This is a genomic window from Sphingorhabdus sp. (assembly GCF_044354325.1).
In the GTDB taxonomy this organism is placed as follows: domain Bacteria; phylum Pseudomonadota; class Alphaproteobacteria; order Sphingomonadales; family Sphingomonadaceae; genus Sphingorhabdus_B.
This window is the reverse complement of record NZ_JBILAF010000125.1, coordinates 1-5,706: the sequence shown is the minus strand read 5'-3', so window position 1 is coordinate 5,706 and position 5,706 is coordinate 1. Positions and strand designations below refer to the sequence as shown.

The 5,706-nt window shown below is 56.4% G+C and carries 7 protein-coding genes and 1 tRNA gene; 2 read left to right on the top strand and 6 right to left on the bottom strand.

The features are described 5' to 3' along the window. Window positions 1-509 precede the first annotated feature (509 nt). Window positions 510-584: transfer RNA gene (locus ACIQ0G_RS09870), tRNA-Gly, on the bottom strand. Window positions 585-748: 164 nt separating this feature from the next. On the opposite strand from ACIQ0G_RS09870, the gene ACIQ0G_RS09865 reads away from it, so the two are divergent. Both ACIQ0G_RS09865 and ACIQ0G_RS09860 read left to right on the top strand, forming a co-directional pair. Next, a complete protein-coding gene (locus ACIQ0G_RS09865; RefSeq protein WP_397577758.1) occupies window positions 749-1,678 on the top strand; it encodes a tetratricopeptide repeat protein in 930 nt (309 codons plus the stop codon). Beyond that, complete coding sequence (locus ACIQ0G_RS09860) at window positions 1,675-2,292, top strand: LON peptidase substrate-binding domain-containing protein (RefSeq protein WP_397577757.1); 618 nt, start codon at window positions 1,675-1,677, stop codon at window positions 2,290-2,292. The genes ACIQ0G_RS09865 and ACIQ0G_RS09860 overlap by 4 nt, the downstream gene beginning before the upstream one ends. On the opposite strand, the gene ACIQ0G_RS09855 is transcribed toward ACIQ0G_RS09860, so the two are convergent. From ACIQ0G_RS09855 to argB, 5 genes are all read right to left on the bottom strand, one after another. Continuing rightward, on the bottom strand, window positions 2,293-2,916 hold the full coding sequence (locus ACIQ0G_RS09855; RefSeq protein ID WP_397577756.1) for a MarC family protein: 624 nt from the start codon (window positions 2,914-2,916) through the stop codon (window positions 2,293-2,295). It abuts the gene before it with no gap. Next, window positions 2,913-3,599: a hypothetical protein gene (locus ACIQ0G_RS09850; protein ID WP_397577755.1), complete on the bottom strand. Its 687-nt coding sequence runs from the start codon at window positions 3,597-3,599 to the stop codon at window positions 2,913-2,915. The genes ACIQ0G_RS09855 and ACIQ0G_RS09850 overlap by 4 nt, the downstream gene beginning before the upstream one ends. Before the next feature lie 4 nt (window positions 3,600-3,603). Then, window positions 3,604-4,488, bottom strand: coding sequence for a bifunctional methylenetetrahydrofolate dehydrogenase/methenyltetrahydrofolate cyclohydrolase FolD (gene folD, locus ACIQ0G_RS09845; protein WP_397577759.1), 885 nt, complete (start codon window positions 4,486-4,488; stop codon window positions 3,604-3,606). A gap of 8 nt (window positions 4,489-4,496) precedes the next feature. After that, window positions 4,497-4,799, bottom strand: a complete 303-nt coding sequence (locus ACIQ0G_RS09840; protein ID WP_306063163.1) for a YggT family protein — start codon at window positions 4,797-4,799, stop codon at window positions 4,497-4,499. 82 nt (window positions 4,800-4,881) lie between these two features. After that, a partial coding sequence (argB, locus tag ACIQ0G_RS09835; RefSeq protein ID WP_397577754.1) for an acetylglutamate kinase occupies window positions 4,882-5,706 on the bottom strand: 825 nt, incomplete at its 5' end.

Genomic DNA, 5,706 nt, shown 5'->3' with positions numbered 1-5,706 from the left:
TGAGTAAGCTGAACCGGAGCAGTAAACGGTGGCATTGATAGCGGGAACAGCCGAGCGTTCAGACCGACCTAAACGGCAGCTATTGATCGATCCCCGCACAGAAGCAGACAGGTAGCTTCCGGCCCAGAAGCTGCCATGACACCTGATCAAGGACGACGGCCGATTAGGCTTTCCGCCAAAATAGACTGTTCCAATTGGAACCCTGGCGAACGGTGTTCGACGCCAACGGGTCCTCCCCGGCAAATCGGACTTTTGTGGCGTTTGGGATTGGCGGGCCAGTCCCAAAGCGTTACGGATGATCGTCGCTCATCCGTTTTTAGGAGCGAGCTGAACACAAAGATGAGCGCAGTGCCAATCACGTAAACCGGCAATGCCGCATCCAAGGCCTACTTAAACACTGAATTTTTACGATTTTTGCGCAAGCGTTCCAATTAGAACGCTCATAAAAACGCAGGATTCAAGCCTGCTTTGGGCAGCCAAGGCCCTATCACCTAAAGCATTGAAATCATTGGAGCGGGCGAAGGGATTCGAACCCTCGACCCCAACCTTGGCAAGGTTGTGCTCTACCCCTGAGCTACGCCCGCTCTGGCGGTCAGGTTCTTTAAATCCTGACGGGTGAGGCGCGCCGTTAGCATGGGGTATATTCCCCCGCAAGCCCCAAATATCGGCTTTTTACGAAAACTGGGGTAATGCCTCTATTGTGAAACCTGTCTCTTTGCCCACATAGGGACGAAACGAATCCTGTGGAATGGAGAATGCAGTGGCGACGATGGGCCTTACCACCGACGAGCAAAAAGCCGTTGAGCAATTCCGGAACGACGTAGTTACGCCGTCGATGGACAAATTGGTGATCCTGGATTTCTGGGCCGAATGGTGCGGCCCATGCAAGCAGTTGACGCCAATATTGGAAAAGGTTGCCGCAGAATATGCAGATCGCGGCGTCGTTTTGGCCAAGGTCAATGTCGACGAAAATAAGTTCATCGCGTCGCAGTTTCAGGTGCGTTCAATCCCCACCGTCTATGCCATTTTTCAGGGACAGCCCGTTGCGGACCTGTCACCAGCACGCACAGAGCCGCAATTGAAGCAAATGCTGGACCAGCTGCTTGAGAAATTGCCGATATCGGCAGGGCTGGTTGCGGATGACCCCACAGCGGCCCTCTTGCCGCTGATTGAGGCTGCAGAAGATCTTTTGGCGCATGGTAGCGCGGAGCAGGCTTATGGGCTGTTTGCAGAGGCGCTGACGATATCGCCGGAGCATCCTGCCGCATTGTCGGGCATCATCCGGACTCTGGCCGCTATTGGCCGTTTGGAAGAGGCGCAGGCGGTTTATGATAGCTTGACCGCGGAGCTGCGCGCCGATCCTGCGCTCGAAAAGGCGGGATCGATATTGAGCATCGCCGCCGCCGCCGTCCCGCCCGAAGAATTGGCAGGTTTAAAAGCAGCCGTTGATGCAGCACCCGAAGACCATCAAGCACGGCTTGATCTCGCGAACGCGTTAATGGCCGCCGGTGATCGCGATGGCGCAGCCGAAGCGTTGCTGCATATCATTGCCGCCGACCGCGAATGGAATGAAGGCGCGGCAAAGGCGCGGCTTTTGGAAATTTTTGCCGTCATCGGTCTTGAGGACCCATGGGTATCTGCAACACGCCGTAAATTGTCTGCGATCTTGTTCGGATGACCACGCGCCGTATCTCGATTTTCCCACTCACTGGGGCCATTATTTTTCCGGGCATGCAATTGCCCCTGCATATTTTTGAACCACGCTACCGTGACCTTGTCGGCGATTCGCTGGCGCGTGACCGCAAAATCGGCATGATCCAGCCAAAGGGACAGGGCACCAACCCGCCGCTGTTCACCATCGGCTGCCTTGCCCGCATCCACGATGTGGAGGCGCTCGATGATGGCAGGTACAACATCATTCTGGAAGGCGTGCAGCGCTTTTCGATCGTGCATGAGTTGAATGTCACCACCAACTTTCGGCAGGTCGAAGCCGAGCTTTGGGAAGAAGACGAAATTGGCGACGCCCTATCGCTGGCGGAACGCGCCTCACTCGAAATCGAATCGCGCCGCTTTGCCGAAGCGCAGGGTTATAGTGTCGACTGGAGCGCGGTGTCGCAGCTGGATGATTATTCGCTGGTCAATGCCATCGCCCAAATCGCGCCATTTGACTATGCCGCAAAACAGGCATTGTTGGAGGCGCGGGGCTTATCCGACCGCGCAGATACGATCGTTCAGCTGATGCAGTTTTTCGGACGGCATGACGGATCGGACGACCGGGTAACGCTGCAGTAATCAGCCGGCGAAGCTTGCGCGCAATCCATCAATAACAAACTGTGCCGCCAGTGCGCCGAGGAGCACGCCAAGGAGGCGCGTGATAACGGCCTCTGCATTTGCGCCTAGCACCCGCATGATTGGGCCAGCAGCCAAAAGCGCGAGCAAGGTGAGCACCAGCACGGTGGCAAGCGCGCCAAGGATCACGCCGGCGCGATCAATGCCGCTATTTTGCGACATCAACAGCATGACCGATGCGATGGAGCCTGGCCCCGCAATCATCGGCATGGCCATGGGAAAGACCGAGACGTCTTCTATTTCGGGGGTATCGAGGATTTTCTGCGCGCGTTCTTCGCGGCGTTCCGTGCGCTTTTCAAAAACCATGTCGATGGCGATGAGGAACAGCATGATGCCGCCAGCGATTCGGAAGCTGTTCAATTCAATGTGCAGTGCCGAGAGCAATTGTTCGCCAAACAATGCAAATACCAGCAATATGCCCGACGCGACGATGACCGCGCGAAGCGCCATATTGCGGCGCTGCGCGGCATTTGCGCCTTTGGTCAGGCTCGCATAAATTGGCGCGCATCCCGGAGGATCGATGACCACGAAAAATGTGATGAAGGCCGAGAGGAACAGCTCCATCATAATGAAGCGGCCACCTGATCGGTAATCACGGTCTCCGTCGCTTCACCGTTCCACAATTTGATTTCAATGGTGCGCGCGCCATTTGGGTGCACGATCCAACGATAGCTTAGTGACTGATCCCGCGCATAACCGATCTTCATCTTCGCACCCTCGGGTGGCGCCACCAGCGTCGCAGGCGCACGGCCCTTGCAACTCGCAACCTTGGTCTCAATCATTTCCTTCGCCATGCGCGGCGCGGTCAGGGCGTCGCCATGGTCCAGCACCCATTTCCATTCGCCATCGCCGCGATTGTTCGTTTCGACAAATTCCCACACGGTGGTGAAATAACCAGTCGAGCCATCGGGCCGTTGCCATGCACCTGTCGTGACGCCGGTTTTGCCGTCGCAGGACATGAATGCCTTATGCGGTTGCCACTTCACCGATACTGCCGGATCAGCCTTGCCCTTTAACCATTCGGACGCGGCCACAGGTTGCGGCACAAACATCACCGCATCCTTCGCAGCCGTTTCGCGAAATGCCGTCCATTGGCCCTTTTGTTGGGCAAGCTGGTTAAACCCAATGTCCGCCGCGATGATCGCACTTGGATTGGCAATCTTGGGTTGGAACGTGCGAAACTCTGGACGCGGGCCAGAGGCACAACCCGTCAACGCCGCAACAAGTATCAGGGCGAAAACGGGTTTCATGACGTCATATACCTTCCGGCACTATGATCCCTGCACGGCGATGCGCGGCGACCAGAGTGTTGCGCAACAAGCACGCAATAGTCATGGGGCCAACGCCGCCGGGCACAGGTGTGATCGCGCCAGCATGACGGAGGGCATCATCAAAGGCAACGTCGCCGACCAGCCGGCCCTTGCTTTGCCCATCCGCGGGCGCAAGGCGGTTGATACCGACATCGATGACCACCGCGCCCGGTTTCAACCAGTCGCCGGTTACCATTTCAGCGCGGCCAACCGCTGCGACAACAATATCCGCGCGCCGCACCACATCGGGCAAATCCTGCGTGCGGCTGTGCGCGATGGTGACGGTGCAATTTTCCGCGAGCAACAATTGCGCCATTGGTTTGCCAACAATGTTGGACCGTCCGATCACGACAGCATTCTTACCGGACAAATCGCCCATATGGTCTTTTAAGAGCATGAGGCAGCCCAAAGGCGTGCAGGGCACAAAAGAATCCTCACCCACCGCAAGGCGCCCTGCATTGACCACATGGAACCCGTCGACATCCTTGGCGGGATCAATCGCGGCAATGACCGCCTTGTCATCCATATGCGCCGGCAAGGGCAGCTGAACCAGAATGCCATCGACAGCGGGATCGGCATTGAGTGTTTCGACCAATGCGATCAGTTCATCCTGAGAAACCGACGCCGACAACTTATGTTCAAAGCTGTTCATGCCAGCTTCGACCGTCGCCTTTTTCTTCGACCCGACATAGACTTGGCTTGCGGGGTCTTCGCCCACCAGCACAACCGCGAGACCGGGGCTTCTGCCTGTTTTGGAAACAAAAGCAGGGACTAAAGCTGCGATCCGTTGGCGCAAATTGGCTGCAAAGGCTTTGCCGTCAATGATCATAGCCGTGCTCACATGCCCGCCATTGAGATATCACTAGCAAGGCCCATCAGAAGCATCTGCAGAATGCGCAGCCCGATCAGCAACACCATTGGAGAAAAATCAATCATGCCGGTGTCGGGCAGGATTTTGCGGATCGGCCTCAAAAACGGGTCGAGAATGACATTGAGTGCTTGCCAGATGGACGAGACGATATTGTTCGAAAGGCTCACGACGTTAAACGCGATGAGCAGGCTCAAGATAAACTGAACGATGACCACCGTCGACAGGATCGACATCAGATAGCCAATAATGGAAATGAGCGCGAGAAGCATGAAATTCTCCGGATAAGTCTGGCCTGAGCGATTAGCCGAGCCAAGGCGCTGTATCAACACCCCAAAACAGCAATAGCCTATATCACTTATGAATAAGCGTGCCCGCACCCTTCACAGTGAACATTTCGATCAACATCGCATGGCTCGTGCGCCCGTCGAGGATGACCGCTGCGTCCACGCCCGATTGGACCGCATCAACGCAGGTCTGGATTTTGGGAATCATGCCGCCGCTAATCGTGCCATCACTTTGCAGCTTGGCAATCGCCGCAGGATCCAGATCCGTCAGCAGCTCGCCCGATTTGTCGAGCACGCCGGCAACATCGGTCAAAAGGAACAGCCGCGATGCACCAAGCGCACTCGCCACTGCGCCCGCCATAGTGTCGGCGTTGATATTATAGGTATGCCCGTCTGCGCCGACGCCAATGGGCGCAATGACCGGAATCATGCCGGCGGCGCTGATCGTATCAATAACGCTGCGGTCGACCGTTGTTGGTTCGCCGACAAAACCCAAATCGATATTGCGTTCGATATGGCTGTCCGGATCTTTCTGCGTCCGCTGAACCTTCGTTGCGGTAACAAAGCCGCCGTCTTTGCCGGATATGCCAAGCGCTTTACCGCCGGCAGCGTTGATCCAGCCGACCAGTTCTTTGTTGATCGCGCCTGAAAGCACCATTTCAGCGATCTTCGCCGTTTCAGCGTCGGTGACGCGCAAACCATCGACAAATTGGCTTTCAACGCCCAATTTTTTGAGCATGGCACCGATTTGCGGCCCGCCGCCATGCACGACGACGGGATTGATACCGACAGCTTTCAAAAGCACAACATCGTCCGCAAAATCGCGCGCCAGACCGGCATCGCCCATCGCATGGCCGCCATATTTTACGACAAAGGTCTTGCCCGCATAACG

Excerpts from the sequence above, each read along its gene's own strand:
- ACIQ0G_RS09865 (WP_397577758.1), top strand. The coding sequence starts at position 749 with ATGGAGAATGCAGTGGCGACGATGGGCCTTACCACCGACGAGCAAAAA.
- ACIQ0G_RS09860 (WP_397577757.1), top strand. The coding sequence starts at position 1,675 with ATGACCACGCGCCGTATCTCGATTTTCCCACTCACTGGGGCCATTATT.
- ACIQ0G_RS09855 (WP_397577756.1), bottom strand. The coding sequence starts at position 2,916 with ATGATGGAGCTGTTCCTCTCGGCCTTCATCACATTTTTCGTGGTCATC.
- ACIQ0G_RS09850 (WP_397577755.1), bottom strand. The coding sequence starts at position 3,599 with ATGAAACCCGTTTTCGCCCTGATACTTGTTGCGGCGTTGACGGGTTGT.
- folD (WP_397577759.1), bottom strand. The coding sequence starts at position 4,488 with ATGATCATTGACGGCAAAGCCTTTGCAGCCAATTTGCGCCAACGGATC.
- ACIQ0G_RS09840 (WP_306063163.1), bottom strand. The coding sequence starts at position 4,799 with ATGCTTCTCGCGCTCATTTCCATTATTGGCTATCTGATGTCGATCCTG.